Source organism: Pseudomonas sp. SORGH_AS_0199, from assembly GCF_031453735.1.
GTDB lineage: Bacteria > Pseudomonadota > Gammaproteobacteria > Pseudomonadales > Pseudomonadaceae > Chryseomonas > Chryseomonas aestiva.
This window is the reverse complement of the sequence record NZ_JAVJAE010000001.1, coordinates 4,294,500-4,309,083: the sequence shown is the minus strand read 5'-3', so window position 1 is coordinate 4,309,083 and position 14,584 is coordinate 4,294,500. Positions and strand designations below refer to the sequence as shown.

The 14,584-nt window shown below is 66.1% G+C and carries 10 protein-coding genes; 6 read left to right on the top strand and 4 right to left on the bottom strand.

Features of this window, described 5'->3' with window-relative positions:
• Positions 1 to 11: 11 nt before the first annotated feature.
• From QE444_RS20170 to QE444_RS20150, 5 genes are all read left to right on the top strand, one after another.
• Positions 12 to 653 carry a tetratricopeptide repeat protein gene (locus tag QE444_RS20170; RefSeq protein ID WP_133862760.1) on the top strand — a complete coding sequence of 214 codons (642 nt, stop codon included), beginning with the start codon at positions 12 to 14 and terminating at the stop codon, positions 651 to 653.
• Positions 653 to 1,795 (top strand): outer membrane protein assembly factor BamB, encoded by a 1,143-nt coding sequence (gene bamB / locus QE444_RS20165; RefSeq protein ID WP_133862759.1) that lies wholly within the window; start codon positions 653 to 655, stop codon positions 1,793 to 1,795. The genes QE444_RS20170 and bamB overlap by 1 nt, the downstream gene beginning before the upstream one ends.
• A 78-nt stretch (positions 1,796 to 1,873) precedes the next feature.
• Positions 1,874 to 3,361, top strand: coding sequence for a ribosome biogenesis GTPase Der (gene der / locus QE444_RS20160; RefSeq protein WP_158892845.1), 1,488 nt, complete (start codon positions 1,874 to 1,876; stop codon positions 3,359 to 3,361).
• 449 nt (positions 3,362 to 3,810) lie between these two features.
• Positions 3,811 to 4,959 carry a pyridoxal phosphate-dependent aminotransferase gene (locus QE444_RS20155; protein ID WP_309741308.1) on the top strand — a complete coding sequence of 383 codons (1,149 nt, stop codon included), beginning with the start codon at positions 3,811 to 3,813 and terminating at the stop codon, positions 4,957 to 4,959.
• Positions 4,947 to 5,738, top strand: coding sequence for an amidohydrolase (locus QE444_RS20150; RefSeq protein ID WP_187980092.1), 792 nt, complete (start codon positions 4,947 to 4,949; stop codon positions 5,736 to 5,738). Before QE444_RS20155 ends, QE444_RS20150 begins: the two co-directional genes overlap by 13 nt.
• Here the strand turns inward: QE444_RS20150 and QE444_RS20145 are convergent, their stop codons facing one another.
• The gene (locus QE444_RS20145; protein WP_309741306.1) at positions 5,739 to 6,887 is read right to left on the bottom strand and encodes an aminotransferase class V-fold PLP-dependent enzyme; all 1,149 of its coding nucleotides are present in this window, start codon (positions 6,885 to 6,887) and stop codon (positions 5,739 to 5,741) included. It lies immediately after the preceding gene.
• 131 nt (positions 6,888 to 7,018) lie between these two features.
• Here QE444_RS20145 and QE444_RS20140 point away from each other — a divergent pair, with 131 nt between their 5' ends.
• On the top strand, positions 7,019 to 7,480 hold the full coding sequence (locus QE444_RS20140) for an Lrp/AsnC family transcriptional regulator (protein WP_133862755.1): 462 nt from the start codon (positions 7,019 to 7,021) through the stop codon (positions 7,478 to 7,480).
• A gap of 838 nt (positions 7,481 to 8,318) precedes the next feature.
• On the opposite strand, the gene QE444_RS20135 is transcribed toward QE444_RS20140, so the two are convergent.
• From QE444_RS20135 to leuA, 3 genes are all read right to left on the bottom strand, one after another.
• The gene (locus tag QE444_RS20135) at positions 8,319 to 9,269 is read right to left on the bottom strand and encodes an aldo/keto reductase (protein ID WP_309741304.1); all 951 of its coding nucleotides are present in this window, start codon (positions 9,267 to 9,269) and stop codon (positions 8,319 to 8,321) included.
• Positions 9,270 to 9,322: 53 nt separating this feature from the next.
• Positions 9,323 to 12,634 carry an EAL domain-containing protein gene (locus QE444_RS20130; protein WP_309741302.1) on the bottom strand — a complete coding sequence of 1,104 codons (3,312 nt, stop codon included), beginning with the start codon at positions 12,632 to 12,634 and terminating at the stop codon, positions 9,323 to 9,325.
• Between the two features lie 140 nt (positions 12,635 to 12,774).
• The gene (gene leuA / locus QE444_RS20125) at positions 12,775 to 14,445 is read right to left on the bottom strand and encodes a 2-isopropylmalate synthase (protein WP_133862752.1); all 1,671 of its coding nucleotides are present in this window, start codon (positions 14,443 to 14,445) and stop codon (positions 12,775 to 12,777) included.
• Positions 14,446 to 14,584: the final 139 nt, after the last annotated feature.

Here is a 14,584-nt window from a genome sequence, read left to right as displayed (position 1 = left end):
GGAGAACGGATTTGAGTTCCATCGACGACGACAATCTGGTGGTCGCCAAGGCCTGGTGGCAGCGTAATGGCAAGCCGCTGCTGGCCGGTGGCGTCATCGCCCTGGTGGCGGTACTGGGCTGGCAGGGCTGGCAGCGCTATCAGAACAACCAGGCGCAAGGCGCCTCGGTGCTCTATCAGCAGCTGGTGGAAGCCGCTCTGGCGCCCGGCGGCAAGGTCGACACCGCACGGGTGACCGATACCTACGGCAAGCTCAAGCAGGATTATTCCGGTACCGCCTACGCCCAGTACGGCAGTCTCTTCGTCGCCAAGGTGGCGGTGGAGAACAATCGCCTGGACGACGCCGCCGCCGAGCTCAAGGCCGTGGTGGACAAGCCCCACGACGCCGAACTCGGCGAGCTGGCGCGTCAGCGTCTGGCCCGGGTGCTGGCGGCCCAGGGCAAGGCCGAAGAAGGCCTCAAGCTGCTGGATGGCGAGGCACCCAAGGCCTATGTCGCCAATCGTGAAGAATTGCGTGGCGACCTGCTGGTGGCGCTGAAGAAGCCGACCGAGGCCCGCGCCGCCTATGAAAAAGCCCGCGCCGCGCTGCCCAACGATGCAGCCGAAGGCGTGCTGCAGATGAAACTCGATGATCTCGCCAAAGGAGACGCCTGATGTTGCGCTGGAAGCCTATCGCGGTACTGGGTCTCGCCCTTGCGGTCGTCGGGTGCAGCAGCACCGGCAAGAAGGAATTGCCGCCGGCCGAGCTGAAGGACATCAAGGCCGAAGTCCGGCTGGATGAAGTCTGGAGTCGCTCGGTGGGCGACGGCCAGGGCAAGGAATACAACCGCCTGGTACCGGCTGTGGACGGCCAGACGATCTTCGCCGCCGATGCCGATGGCCGGGTCATGGCGATGAATCGCGAGACCGGCCAGGTGCTGTGGAAGAAGGACCTGGACCTGCCGGTGTCCGGTGGGGTGGGGGTCGGCTCCGGCCTGGTGCTGGTCGGCACCCTGCGTGGCCAGGTGATCGCCCTCGACAGTGCCAGTGGCGACGAGAAGTGGCGCGCCCAGGCGTCCAGCGAAGTGCTGTCCGCCCCGGTGGTCAACAACGACGTGGTGGTGGTGCAGTCCCAGGATGACAAGCTGCAGGCCTTCGAGCTGGGCAGTGGTACCCGTCGCTGGATCTACGAAGACACCCAGCCGGTGCTGAGTCTGCGCGGTACCGGTGCGCCCCTGGTCACCAACCAGGTGGTCATGGCCGGTTTCGCCAGCGGCAAGGTGGTCGCCCTGGACGTGCAGCGCGGCCTGCCGCTGTGGGAACAGCAGATCGCCGTGCCCAAGGGCCGTTCCGAACTGGAGCGGATCGTTGACGTGGACGGTGGTCTGTCGCTGTCGGGCGACACCCTCTATGTGGTCAGCTACAACGGCCGCGTGGCCGCGCTCAATCCGGCCAACGGCCAGATCCTCTGGCAGCGGGACGCCTCCAGCTACGACGGCGTGGCCGAAGGCTTCGGCAACGTCTACCTGAGCCTGGACAACGGCACCGTGGAAGCCGTCGAGGAATCCTCGACTTCTTCGCTCTGGACCAATGCCGATCTGGCCCGTCGCCAGCTCACCGGCCCGGTGGTCTGGTCGAGCAACGTGGTGGTGGGCGACTACGCCGGCTACATCCACCTGCTGAGCCAGGTCGATGGGCGTTTCGTCGGTCGCACCAAGGTCGACGGTGACGGCGTCCGGGTACGGCCACTGGTCGTCGGCGACATGCTCTATGTTTACGGCAATGGCGGTAAACTCGTCGCCTATCGTCTGCGCTAGAAACTATTATCCTCAACCGATGGCCGCTACCGTGAAGTTCGGTAGCGGCCATCGTGTTTTCTGCTCTGGGAGAGCCGCATGGTTCCCGTAATTGCCCTGGTGGGGCGGCCGAACGTCGGCAAATCCACGCTTTTCAACCGCCTGACCAAGACCCGGGACGCCATCGTCGCCGACTTTGCCGGCCTGACCCGCGATCGCAAGTACGGCGAAGCCAAGTGGCAGGGACGCACCTACATCGTGGTCGACACCGGCGGTATCTCCGGTGACGAGGAAGGTATCGACCTGAAGATGGCCGAGCAGTCGCTGCAGGCCATCGAAGAATCCGATGCGGTGCTGTTCCTGGTGGACTCCCGCGAAGGCATGACCGTCGCCGATCAGATGATCGCCGAGCACCTGCGCAAGCGAAACAAGCGCACCTTCCTGGTGGCCAACAAGGTCGATACCGTCGACCCGGATATCGCCCGGGCGGAATTCAGCCCGCTGGCCATCGGCGACGCCTATCCCATCGCGGCGGCCCACGGGCGCGGCGTGAACAACCTGCTGGAAGACGCCCTGGGCGTCTTTCCCAAGGATGAGGTCGAGGTCGAGGAGCTCACCGAGGAGCAGGTGCGCGCGGCCGCGGAGGAGGGCGGTGACGTCTTCCGTCGCGTGCAGGGCATCGACGAGACCACCGGCATCAAGATCGCCGTGATCGGCCGGCCCAACGTCGGCAAGTCGACGCTGGTCAACCGCATGCTCGGCGAAGAGCGGGTGATCGTCTATGACCAGGCCGGCACCACGCGCGACAGCATCTATATCCCCTTCGAGCGCAACGAAGAACGCTACACCCTGATCGACACCGCCGGCGTGCGCCGCCGCGGCAAGGTCTTCGAAGCGGTCGAGAAGTTCTCGGTGGTCAAGACGCTGCAGGCGATCCAGGACGCCAATGTGGTGATCTTCGTCATGGACGCCCGCGAAGGCGTGGTCGAGCACGACCTCAACCTGCTCGGCTTCGTGCTGGAGACCGGGCGTGCCCTGGTGATCGCCCTCAACAAATGGGACGGCATGGAGTCCGGCGAGCGCGACTACGTCAAGACCGAACTGGAACGCCGGCTGCTGTTCGTCGACTTCGCCGACATCCACTTCATCTCGGCGCTGCATGGCACCGGCGTGGGCCATCTGTACAAGTCGGTGCAGCAGTCCTTCGCCTCGGCCACCACCCGCTGGCCGACCAGCCGCCTGACCCAGATCCTCGAGGACGCGGTGCAGGAGCACCAGCCGCCAATGGTCAGTGGCCGGCGCATCAAGTTGCGCTATGCCCACCTGGGCGGTGCCAACCCGCCGCTGATCGTCATCCACGGCAACCAGACCGATGCGGTGCCCAAGTCCTATACCCGCTATCTGGAAAAGACCTATCGCCGGGTGCTCAAGCTGGTGGGTACGCCGATCCGTATCGAGTACCGCGGTGGCGAGAACCCCTTCGAGGGCAAGAAGAACACCCTGACCGAGCGCCAGGTCAACAAGAAGCGCCGGTTGATGAGCCACCACAAGAAGGCCGAGAAGAAGCGCAAGGACAAGCGCCGGTAGACCGGCAGGACGTTGCGCAGGGAAAGGGGGCTCAGGGGAGCCCCCTTTTTTCTTTGGTAGAGGGTTGGGGTGAAGGTGCCCCTCGCGCACCGAACTGCCCCCTCTCCCTCTGGGAGAGGGTTGGGGTGAGGGCGTCCCCGCGGATTCATCAGTGGAAAAGGCTGCGCCGTTTTCCACGCTACGGGGTAGCCTCCCGGCTTGGCGCGGCGGCCTCCTTGGGCACTGGCCGACCCCCTCTCCCTCTGGGAGAGGGTTGGGGTGAGGGCCTGCCCCGCGCCGGCGCTTCAAGGAAAAGGCCACGCGCTTGCCCTCACCCTGGCGCTCTCCCCAAGGGCGAGGGGATGCCTGAATTGACCGCTGCGCCCAGGCGTTGGCCCGGCAAGACTTGCCCTCTCGCGCAAAAAATCGCAGTCTGCCGATCTCCTTCCAGCCAGACCCATGCCCGCGCGATGATCCAGAGCAAGCTTCCCGACCTCGCCGTCACCATCTTTACCCGCATGTCCCAGCTCGCCGCCCAGACCGGTGCGCTGAATCTGTCCCAGGGCTTTCCCGATTTCGACGGCCCGGCCGAGCTGCTCGCGGCGGTCGGTCGCCATGTCGCGGCTGGTCACAACCAGTACGCACCCATGACCGGACTGCCGGCGCTGCGCCAGCAGGTGGCGGCGAAGGTCGCCCGCTTCTATGGTCGAGAGGTGGATGCCGAGGCCGAGGTCACCATCGTGCCCGGGGCTACCCAGGGCCTGTTCTGCGCTCTCCAGACCCTGGTGCGACCAGGCGACGAGGTGATCGTCTTCGATCCCTGCTACGACAGCTACGAACCCTCGGTGCAACTGGCGGGCGGGCGCTGCGTGCACGTGCCCCTGGCGCTGCCGGGCTTCGGTATCGACTGGACGGCACTGGAAGCCGCCCTGAGTCCGCGCACCCGCGCCATCGTGCTCAATACTCCGCACAATCCCAGCGGGGCCCTGGTCAGCGCCGCCGACCTGGACCGCCTGGCCGCGCTGATCCGCGGGCGCGATCTCTACCTGGTCAGTGATGAGGTCTACGAGCACCTGGTCTATGACGGCGAGCGCCATGCCAGCGTCATCGCCCACGACGAACTCTATGCTCGCGCCTTCGTGGTCAGCTCCTTCGGCAAGACCTATCACGTCACCGGCTGGAAGACCGGCTATGTGGTGGCGCCGCCGGCGCTGTCGGCCGAGTTGCGCAAGGTGCACCAGTACGTGAGCTTTTGCGGGGTGACGCCGATCCAGGGCGCCCTGGCCGATTTCATGGCCGCCCATCCCGAACACCTCAGCGAGCTGCCGGCCTTCTATCAGGCCAAGCGCGATCTCTTCTGCGATCTGCTGGGTAACTCGCGCTTCAGCTTCCAGCGCGCCGCCGGCACCTATTTCCAGGTGGTCGACTATTCCGCCATTCGCCCGGATCTGGACGACGTGGCCATGGCCGAGTGGTTGACCCGCGAGCATGGCGTCGCCGCCATTCCGCTGTCGGTGTTCTATCAGACGGCGCCTGCGGACCTGCGTCTGGTGCGCTTCTGCTTCGCCAAGCGCGAAGACACCCTGCGGCAGGCAGCGGAGCGGCTATGCGCGATCTGACACCCACCCGGGACCTGCGCCTGGCGCTGGTGCAGAGCGAACTGGCCTGGCACGACCCGGCCGCCAACCGTGCCCATTTCGAGGCGCTGCTGACGGAAGTCGGCGAGACCGATCTGATCATCCTGCCGGAGATGTTCACCACCGGCTTTTCCATGGGATCGGCAGCCCTTGCCGAGCCCGCGGATGGGCCGACAGCGGTCTGGATGCGAGAACAGGCGCAGCGTCTCGGCGCGGTGGTCACCGGCAGCCTGATCGTGCGGGACGCGGATGGGCAGCACCGCAATCGCCTGCTGTGGGCGACGCCGGATGGCGAGTTGCAGCACTATGACAAGCGCCATCTGTTTCGCATGGCCGGCGAGCACGAGCACTATGCCCCGGGCGAGCAGCGGCTGCGGGTGACCCTCAAGGGTTGGCGAATCCGCCCGCTGATCTGCTACGACCTGAGATTCCCGGTGTGGAGTCGCGCCCAGGACGATACCGACCTGCTGCTCTATGTCGCCAACTGGCCGGCGCCGCGGCGCGGGCACTGGAATCGCCTGCTGCCGGCGCGGGCCATCGAGAACCTCTGCTATGTCGCCGCGGTGAATCGCCTCGGCAGCGACGGCAATGGCCATCCCTATGCGGGCGACAGCCAGGTGCTGGACTTCCAGGGTGAACCCCTGATCGAGGCCGGCGCGGAAGCCGGCATCTTCCACACGACGCTCTCGGCTGCCGCCCTCACAGCCTATCGCGAGCGCTTTCCGGCGCAGCGCGATGCCGATGCCTTCCGCCTGGACTGATCAGGCCCAGAAGGGCGCTGGCTGGGCGGCGTGCTGGTGGATCAGGGTGACGGCCCGGTCCACGTCCGCCGCGGTGGTGTAGCGGCCCAGGCTGAATCTGTAACTGCGTGCGGCCTGTTCAGGGGTGAGCCCCAGACCCAGCAGTACATGGGAGGGCGCCGCCTTGGCCGAACTGCAGGCCGAGGTGGTCGAGAAGGCCAGCTGGCGCTGCAATGACGCGGTGTCCAGCGGCGTGGCGAAGGTCAGATTCAGGGTATGGGGAATGCGCTGACGGGCACAGCCATTGAGCTGCATGCCGGGCAGCGTCTGCACCCCGGTCAGGAACCGCTCGCGCAGCTGGCCGAGTCGCTCGTTCTCCCGCGCCATGGCCTGGCCGGCGAGGGCGAAGGCGGTACCCATGCCGACGATCTGATGGGTGGCCAGGGTGCCGGAACGCAGCCCGCGCTCGTGGCCGCCGCCATGGATCTGCGCCTGCAGGGCACCCTCGGCACGCGGACCCACATAGAGGGCGCCGATGCCCTTGGGCCCATAGGTCTTGTGCGCGGAAAAGGACATCAGATCGACTTCCAGGCCGGTCAGGTCGAGGGCGACCTTGCCGGTGGCCTGGGCGGCGTCCACGTGGAAGAGGGCGCCACGGGCGCGGACCAGCCGGCCGATGGCGTCGATGTCGGTCAGGGTGCCCAGTTCGTTGTTCACCACCATCAGCGAGACCAGGCAGGTGTCCGCCCGCCAGGCCTGCTCGACGGCGGCGGGGGTGATCAGACCTGCCGCATCAGGCGTCAGGTAGGTGACGGTGAAGGCCTCGGCTTCCAGTTGGGCCGCGGTATCGAGCACCGCCCGGTGTTCCAGGCAACTGGTGATCAGATGGCCGCGCCCGCGACGGCGAGCCACGCCGAGCAGCGCGAGGTTGTTGGACTCGGTGGCACCGGAGGTCCAGACCAGCTGCTCGGGCCGGGCGCCGACCAGATCGGCGACCTGCTGGCGAGCGGTGTCAACGGCGCGCTGGGCGTCGTTGCCGAAGGCATGGCCGCGAGAGGCGGGATTGCCGAAGACGCCCTGCCGACCCAGGCAACCCAGCATGGCTTCGATGACGACATCGTCGACAGGGGTGGTGGCGGCGTAATCGAAATACAGGGGATAAGCGTCCATGGCGGCCTCGCGCGTTTGAGTGAAACTAGGCTAACGCTCACGCTCGTGAAGAAATTTGCTTTTTTATCTCTTATTGGCGTTTTCAGGAGAATAGAATTCTCTTAAATAGCTTTTCTGGAGAAAGCCATTTCATGGATCGCTTCGATCGCGCCATCCTCGAGATCTTGCAGCAGGACAGCACCCGACCGGTGGCCGATATCGCCGAGCGCATCGGCCTGGGCACCACCGCCTGTTGGCGGCGGATCCAGAAGCTGGAGGAGCAGGGGGTCATCCGCGCCCGGGTGGCGCTGCTCGATCCCCGGCAGCTCAACGTGGGGGTGACGGTGTTCGTTTCGGTGCGCACCAACCAGCACGCCATGGACTGGCTGCAGCGCTTCCACGAGGCGGTGGCGGCCATTCCGGAGGTGGTCGAGCTCTATCGCATGGCCGGCGACACCGACTACCTGATGCGTATCGTGGTCCCGGACATCGCCGCCTACGATGGCGTCTACAAGCGCCTGATCCAGGTGCCCGGATTGCTGGACGTCAGCTCCAGCTTCGCCATGGAGCAGATCAAATACAGCACGGCCTTGCCGCTGGATTATGTGCGGTAGGGCAGGGCCGTAGCGTGGAAAACCGCGCAGCCTTTTCCACAGGGACATTGGCTGCGTGGGATCACCCTCACCCCAGCCCTCTCCCGGAGGGAGAGGGGGTTGTCCGAGCGGGCGCTGGGTTTTGGCGGGCAGGTAGATGATCAAGCAGCTGCAGAAGTGACTGATGCGTAGCGTGGAAAATGGCCCAGCCTTTTCCACTCTTGATATCGGCTGCGTGGGATCACCCTCACCCCAGCCCTCTCCCGGAGGGAGAGGGCTGTCCGAGCGGGCGCTGGGCTTTGGCGGCCAGGTAGATCATCAGCGGCTGCAGAGGTGACTGATGCGTAGCGTGGAAAACGGCGCAGCCTTTTCCACTCTTGATATCGGCTGCGTGGGATCACCCTCATCCCAGCCCTCTCCCGGAGAGAGAGGGGGTTGTCCGAGCGGGCACTGGGTTTTGGCGGCCAGGTAGATAATCAAGCAGCTGCAGAGGTGGCTGATGCGTAGCGTGGAAAACGGCCCAGCCTTTTCCACTCTTGATATCGGCTGCGTGGGATCACCCTCATCCCAGCCCTCTCCCGGAGGGAGAGGGTGGGGGTGTGTGAGCGGGCGCTGGGCTTTGGCGGCCAGGTAGATCATCAGCGGCTGCAGAGGTGACTGATGCGTAGCGTGGAAAACGGCGCAGCCTTTTCCGCTCTTGATATCGGCTGCTGGAGCCACCCTCACCCCAGCCCTTTCCCGAAGGGAGAGGGGGTTGTCCGAGCGGGCGCTCGATATCGGTTGCGTGGGATCTCCCTCACCCCAACCCTCTCCCAAAGGGAGAGGGGGCTGCTCGGTGCACGTCCGTGGTCGCGACACCTCAGCGATAGGCGCTGACCTGATTCAGCAGGGTGATGTCATCGGCCGGTAGCTGCAGCCGGGTGGCGGCCACCAGGTCGTCGAGTTGGGCCTGGGAGGTGGCGCTGGCGATGGGCGCGGTGATGCTGGGGCGGGCGATCAGCCAGGCCAGGGCGACCTGGGCCGGGGTGGCGTCGTGCTTTTCGGCGATTTCGTCGAGGCCGGCCAGGATGGCCATGCCGCGTTCGTCCAGGTAGCGCTTGACCATCTCCGCGCGTGAACCCTGCAGATCGTCCTTGGTGCGGTACTTGCCGGTCAGGAAGCCGCTGGCCAGGGAGAAGTAGCTGATCACGCCCAGACCGAGTTCCTCGACTACCGGTTCCAGGTCGGTCTCGTAATCCTGGCGCGCATGCAGGTTGTAGTGGGGCTGCAGGCTCTGGTACGACGGCACGCCCAGGCGTTCGGCGATCCTGGTCGCTTCGCGCAGGCGCTGGCCGCTGTAGTTGGAGGCGCCGATCACCCGTACCTTGCCTTGCTCCACCAGCCGGGCGAAGGCGCCCAGGGTTTCCTCCAGCGGGGTATCCTCGTCATCGCAATGCGCCTGATAGAGATCGATGCGATCGGTCTGCAGGCGCTTGAGCGAAGCCTCCACCGCCTGCTGCACATAGCTGGCCTTGAGGCCCTTGCGGCCTTCGCCCATGTCCATGCCCAACTTGGTGGCCAGGATCACCTGGTCGCGCTTGCCGCTGCGGGCGAACCATTTGCCCAGCAGGGTCTCGGATTCGCCACCGCTGTTGCCCGGTGCCCAGCGCGAATAGACGTCGGCGGTGTCGATGAAGGTCAGGCCTGCCTCGAGCAGGGCGTCCAGCATGCGAAAGGACTGGGCTTCGTCCAGCGTCCAGCCGAAGACGTTGCCACCGAAGCAGAGTGGCGGCACCTGGAGGTCTGAGTGGCCAAGGGTACGTGTGTGCATGGAATCCTCATCCGGTTGGGGGCGTCATGCAGGTTACGACCGATGGCCGCGGCTCAAGGTTCGAGGCGTGATGACCCCGGCCACTCCCGCAGGGGGAGGGGTTTGCCGAGGGCGTAGCCCTGGGCGTAGTCGACGCCGATGGTGCCGAGCAATTCGAAGGTGGCCTGGGATTCGACGAATTCGGCGATGGTCTCGGCGCCCAGGTGATGGGCGACCTGGTTGATGGACTCGACGATGGCGCGATCCAGCGGATCCTGATCGAGGGTGCGGATGAAGCTGCCGTCGATCTTCACGTAGTCGACGCGGAAGTGCTTGAGGTAGGCGAAGGAGCTGAGGCCGGCGCCGAAGTCGTCCAGGGCGATGCGGCAGCCGCGTTCGCGGACCTGGCTGATGAGCGCGGAGGCCACCGAGAGCTTGTTGATCACCGCGGTCTCGGTCAGCTCGAAGAGCAGGCGCTGCGGATCCAGCGGCGAGGCGGCGATCAGCTCCAGCAATTCGGGCAGAAAGTCGGGATCGCTCAGGCTGTTGCCCGAAAGGTTGATGCCCACGTGCAGCTCGGGTCGTTCCTGCAGCCAGGGCACCAGCTCGACCAGCACCTGACGCACCACCCAGCGGTCGATGCTGCTCATCAGGCCGAAGCGCTCGGCGGCCGGGATGAAGGTGGCCGGCGAGATCAGCTGACCCTGGATATCGCGCAGGCGCAGCAGCAGCTCGACGTGCTGCGCGGTGCTGCCGGTGGCGCGAGTGGGGACGATGGTCTGGGCGTGGAGCTCGAAGCGGTGCTGCTCCAGGGCCTCGCGCAGGCCGCTGGCCATGAGGATCTCGCGGTGCTGGCGCTCCACGTCCTCGCTGCCGGCGCGATAGAGCGCCGCGCGATTGCGCCCGGCGTGCTTGGCGGTGTAGCAGGCCACGTCGGCCTGGCTCATCAATTCGGCCGGGCTGCGGGTCTCGGCGGTGATGGCGACGATGCCGGCACTGGCGCCGACGTCGTAGATCCGGTTCTGCCAGTTGAAGCGCACGGCACCTATGCTGGCGATGAGTTTTTCGGCGACGGCCTCGGCCTGTACCAGGTCGCAGTCGCGCAGCAGCAGCGCGAATTCGTCGCCACCGATGCGCGCCACCGCGTCCGAGCCACGCAGGGAATCGCGCAGCAGGGTGCCCAGTTCGCGCAGCAGCAGGTCGCCGGCGGCATGGCCGGCGGAGTCATTGACCACCTTGAAGCGGTCCAGGTCGATGAAGCACAGGGCATGCTGGGTGGTGCCGGCCTGGGCCTGCTGCCAGGCGGCGTCCAGCTCCTGCTCGAACTTCAGGCGGTTGTAGAGACCGGTAAGGGCGTCGTGGGAGGCGTTGTAGCTCAGCTCGCGCTGCAGGTTGCGGGCATGGGTGACGTTCTGGAACACCAGCACCGCGCCGATGATGTGGCCATCCACCGTGCGTACCGGTGCGGCGGAGTCCTGCACCTCGTGTCTTTCGCCCTGGCGGCTGAGCAGCACCGCGCCTTCGTCCAGGGAGGTGATGGTCTGCTCGCGCAGGCAGCGGGTCACCGGACTGGGCAGCACCTCGTCGCTCTGGCTGTCGTGGATACGGAAGACCTCTTCGTGGGGTCGACCCTGGGCATCCGCCAGCGACCAGCCGGTCAGCTGTTCGGCGACCGGATTGAGAAAGAGGATGCGGCCGTCCATGTCGGTGGTCAGCACGGCGTCGGCGATGGAGGCCAGGGTGACCTGCAGCCGTTCCTTTTCCTCGTAGAGCGCCGTGGTCAGCTGGTGGTGCTCGGTGACGTCGCGGTTGCTGCCGACCAGGCGTACATGACCGTCGGCCTCGACCACCGAGATCAACTCGGAACGGATATGGCGGACCTCGCCGCCGGGACCGCCACGGTTGATGCGGAAGTTGAAGGTGTAGAACATCGACTCGCTGACGGCCTTCTCGAACACCTCCAGCGAGCGCGCCTTGTCGTCCGGGTGGATGAAGGTGAGCCAGAAGTCCATGTCCCGGCTGAGATTGTCGGGGGCGATGCCATAGAGATCGCGCAGCCGGGCGTCGGCATTGAAGCCCGGACTGCGGGTGTCCCATTCCCATATCCCCACGTTGCTGGCACGGATGGCCAGTTGCAGCCGCTCGCGCAGCCTGGCGTTGGTCGCCTCTGCGCGGCGCTGGGCGTCGATGTCGCGGGCCTGCAGCAGATAGCCGGTGAGCAGGTCGCCGTCGTCATGGTCGGGCGACAGTGCCAGTTGCATCCACAGCCCCTGGCCGTCGCGGTGCAGCAGACGGCGGGTCTGTTCGCCTTCCTCGATCGTCAGGGACTCTTCGGCGTCGGCGATCAACTCCTTGAGCAAGCGGCCGTCGAGACTGTGGCGCGGATAGCCGAGCATGGCCTCCAGGGCCAGGTTCACCTGGCTCAGGCGGCCCTCTACCGACAGCAGCGCCATGCCATAGGGCGCGGCGCTCAGGGCATGGCGAAAGCGCGCCTCGTTGCGCGCCAGGCGCTGGTTGTGATGACTGCTCTGCTGCACTGCAGCGGCCAGCAGCAGCGGTGGAATCTGCATCAGGGCCACGGGAATGTAGGTCAGGGCTTCCTGTACCAGGGAGGCGCCGCGGACACCGAGCAGATAACCGTGGGCCACCAGGTAGGTGAAGATCAGGATGTTCAGGCCGCCCACCACTGCGGTACCCGCGGCGCTGAGCCTCAGGGTCATCAGCAGCAGCAGGGTGGAGACGTAGACGAAGGGATAGGGCACGTAGGCCAGCAGGGCGAGCACCAGCCCGGGGCTGATCAGCAGCAGGACGACGAATTCGCGGGCGCCCTGGCGGCTGAACTGCTGCCACTGCAGCGGACGGCGGAGAAAGGCCAGGGGCATCACCACCAGCAGGCCGAGGGCGTCGCCGAGGTACCAGTGCAAGGCGACCCGCAGCAGCTCAGGATTGCCCTGCTGGGCGGCGATCAGCGTTCCCAGAGCGGTGCCGGCCAGGGGTGTCACCAGTACCCCGTAGAACAGCAGGCGGCCCATGGCCGCGACATTGCGTTCGGGATGGAGGATGCGATCGTGCAGCAGCCATGTGCCGAACAGGATCTCGGCCAGATTGGGTAGGGAATAGAGCGCGCCGATGGCCGGCTGGCCACTGAAGGGCAGCTCGGCCAGGGTGCCGGCCAGCCAGATCGCCAGCAGTTGCAGCGGCCAGCGGCGGGGCGCCGAGCGCAGCAGCCAGGCGATCGCCAGGCCATTGGGCAGCCAGAGGGTGGCCACGGTGGTGGACGCCTGGCGGGTGAAGAGGATGCACAGGACCGAGCTGAGCAGGAACAGCAGTGCCAGCGCGGTGGCGTCACGCAGCGGAGAGGTATTTCGCGACAGAGTGGAAGTCATTGCCTATCCAGACACACTGCTCGGCCGGCAGGTGCCGGGCAGACGAGACGATCCCGAGGAAGTGGGGAGTATCTCCGCTGGTTGGCCATAAAAAAAGGGAATACCGGTCGGTATTCCCTTGGGCTTGACCAACGTCAGCGTCAGGCGGCCTTGGCCTGGGCCTGGGTGACCGCGCGGTTCAGGGCGCTGAGCAGGGCGCGGAAGCTGGCGGTGGTGATGTTCTCGTCGATGCCGATGCCATGCAGCGGACGCTGGCCTTCCAGGCGGACCTCGATGTAGGAGGCGGCCTTGGCGTTGGCGCCGGCGCCGATGGAGTGCTCGTGGTAGTCCATGATCTCCACCGCCTGGGGCAGGCTGGCGACCAGGGCTTCCAGCGGGCCTTTGGCGGTGCCGTGCCAATGCTCGGTACGACCCTCGACGGCGACTTTGATGTCGACGGTGGAGGTACCATCTTCCTCGCGCAGCTTGTGGCTGACCAGAGCGTAGGGGCTCTTGGCCTGCAGGTATTCCTGTTCGAGCAGGGCATGGATCTGCGCCGCGCTCATCTCCAGGCCCAGGCGATCGGTCTCGCGCTGCACCACCTGGCTGAATTCGATCTGCATGCGACGCGGCAGGCTGATGCCGTATTCCTGCTCCAGCAGGAAGGCGATGCCGCCCTTGCCCGACTGGCTGTTGACGCGGATGACCGCCTCGTAGTCGCGGCCGATGTCGGCCGGGTCGATGGGCAGGTAGGGGACCTCCCAGAGGGCGTCCGGCTTCTGCTGGGCGAAGCCCTTGCGGATGGCGTCCTGGTGGGAGCCGGAGAAGGCGGTATGGACCAGGTCGCCGACATAGGGGTGACGCGGGTGCACCGGCAGCTGGTTGCACTCCTCGACGGTCTTGCGCACGGCGTCGATGTCGGAGAAGTCCAGCTCGGGATCGACGCCCTGGGTGTAGAGATTGAGCGCCAGGGTCACCAGGCAGACGTTGCCGGTGCGCTCGCCGTTGCCGAACAGGCAGCCTTCGACGCGATCGGCGCCGGCCATCACCGCCAGTTCCGAGGCGGCCACGCCGGTGCCGCGATCGTTATGGGTGTGGACGCTGATCAGCACGCTGTCGCGGCGGTCGATGTGGCGACCGAACCACTCGATCTGGTCGGCGTAGTTGTTGGGCGTGGCGCACTCGATGGTGGCCGGGAGGTTGAGGATCAGCTTGTTGGCTGGGGTCGGTGCGAACACCGCGATCACCGCGTTGCACACCTCGACGGCGAAGTCGGTCTCGGTGGAGCTGAACACCTCGGGGGAATACTCGAAGCCCCACTGGGTCTCCGGCCGCTCGGCGGCCAGGCGCACGATGGTCTGGCCGGCGGCCACGGCGATGGCCTTGACACCGGCCTTGTCCTGGCCGAAGACGATGCGGCGGAAGCTCGGCGCGCAGGCGTTGTAGTAGTGGACGATGGCGCGCTTGGCGCCCTTGAGCGATTCGAAGGTGCGCTCGATGAGGTCGTCACGGGCCTGGGTCAGCACCTGGATGGTGACGTCGTCGGGGATATGACCGCCCTCGATCAGCTCGCGGACGAAGTCGAAGTCGGTCTGGGAGGCGGAGGGAAAGCCCACCTCGATCTCCTTCAGGCCCACGGCGACCAGGCACTTGAAGAAGGCCATCTTCTTCTCGGCATCCATCGGCTCGATCAGCGACTGGTTGCCGTCGCGCAGGTCGGTGGACAGCCAGATCGGCGCCTTGTCGATGACCTTGTCCGGCCAGGTACGGTCGGGCAGGGCGACGGGCGTGAAGGGACGGTACTTCTGCGAGGGATCTTTGAGCATGGTCATGGGGATTCTTTCCTTGGGCGGGGTCGGGACTTACGAAGCGAACGCGGTCGAGCTTCGCAGTCGTGGACTGACCAGTCGCAGGCAGCGGTGCTGCCGGAGGAGGATGAGGGTATGGGCGTTGTGCATGGCGCTAACGTTA

Bases quoted from the DNA above. Each gene is read 5' to 3' on its own strand.
- bamB (WP_133862759.1), top strand. From the start codon at position 653: ATGTTGCGCTGGAAGCCTATCGCGGTACTGGGTCTCGCCCTTGCGGTC.
- der (WP_158892845.1), top strand. From the start codon at position 1,874: ATGGTTCCCGTAATTGCCCTGGTGGGGCGGCCGAACGTCGGCAAATCC.
- QE444_RS20155 (WP_309741308.1), top strand. From the start codon at position 3,811: ATGATCCAGAGCAAGCTTCCCGACCTCGCCGTCACCATCTTTACCCGC.
- QE444_RS20150 (WP_187980092.1), top strand. From the start codon at position 4,947: ATGCGCGATCTGACACCCACCCGGGACCTGCGCCTGGCGCTGGTGCAG.
- QE444_RS20145 (WP_309741306.1), bottom strand. From the start codon at position 6,887: ATGGACGCTTATCCCCTGTATTTCGATTACGCCGCCACCACCCCTGTC.
- QE444_RS20140 (WP_133862755.1), top strand. From the start codon at position 7,019: ATGGATCGCTTCGATCGCGCCATCCTCGAGATCTTGCAGCAGGACAGC.
- QE444_RS20135 (WP_309741304.1), bottom strand. From the start codon at position 9,269: ATGCACACACGTACCCTTGGCCACTCAGACCTCCAGGTGCCGCCACTC.
- QE444_RS20130 (WP_309741302.1), bottom strand. From the start codon at position 12,634: ATGACTTCCACTCTGTCGCGAAATACCTCTCCGCTGCGTGACGCCACC.
- leuA (WP_133862752.1), bottom strand. From the start codon at position 14,445: ATGACCATGCTCAAAGATCCCTCGCAGAAGTACCGTCCCTTCACGCCC.